Source organism: Caldisalinibacter kiritimatiensis (assembly GCF_000387765.1).
GTDB classification, from domain to species: domain Bacteria; phylum Bacillota; class Clostridia; order Tissierellales; family Caldisalinibacteraceae; genus Caldisalinibacter; species Caldisalinibacter kiritimatiensis.
The window spans coordinates 1-779 of sequence record NZ_ARZA01000101.1; the positions used below are offsets into that span (position 1 = coordinate 1).

The 779-nt window shown below is 31.3% G+C and carries 1 protein-coding gene; it reads right to left on the bottom strand.

What is annotated here, in order from left to right:
• Positions 1–59: 59 nt before the first annotated feature.
• Positions 60–530, bottom strand: a complete 471-nt coding sequence (locus L21TH_RS04960) for a COG2426 family protein (protein ID WP_006310856.1) — start codon at positions 528–530, stop codon at positions 60–62.
• Positions 531–779 lie beyond the last annotated feature (249 nt).

Below are 779 nucleotides of genomic sequence, written 5' to 3' on the forward strand. Positions count from 1 at the left end.
ACAATCTATTCTTGAGGGCTAGCGCCCATTAAAATCTTTTAGATGCGAAACTTCTGAATTTATACTATTTGCATACCCATATAACTTAGTATAAGCATTATAATACCTGCAGTTATTACTCCTGCAACTATGGCAGGAAATGCTTGTTTAAAATCAATCTCAAATAAACTAGCTGCTATACATCCAGTCCATGCTCCAGTAGTAGGAAGAGGTATAGCTACCAATAAATAAAGTCCAAACACTTTATATTTTCTAACCTTTTCACTTCTTCTTAGCGTTCTTCTTTTTATCCAATCTATAATACCACCAAATACCTTTGTTTTTTCAAAGTATCTAAATGTAGGCTTTAATAATTTTAACAATAATGGTACAGGTATTATATTACCAGCTATACTTAATATGGTACTATGTATCGGTTCAAAGCCAAGTGTTATACCTAGCGGAATTGCTCCTCTAAGTTCAAACACTGGTGTCATTGCAAACAATATTACTAACATTTCTTTTTTGAATACACTAATTATGTCCCCCATTTTTATAACCTCGCTTTCTAATTCATGTACTATTATATAATAATTTATCTTGTTAAATAAACCTTTTTTTAAAAATTTTAAAGTTTAAAACAAAGTCGATCTCGTCGATTTGTTAGTTAGTAGTTCGTTGTTAGTAGTTAGTCAGTTCTTAGTTCCTAGCTCTCAGCTCTTAGTAGGATATTGGAAAGGATTAGGCTATTCGCTGTTCGCCTTTCGCTTTTCGATAATAATTTTACAAATATTTTCTCT

Excerpts from the sequence above, each read along its gene's own strand:
- L21TH_RS04960 (WP_006310856.1), bottom strand. The coding sequence starts at position 530 with ATGGGGGACATAATTAGTGTATTCAAAAAAGAAATGTTAGTAATATTG.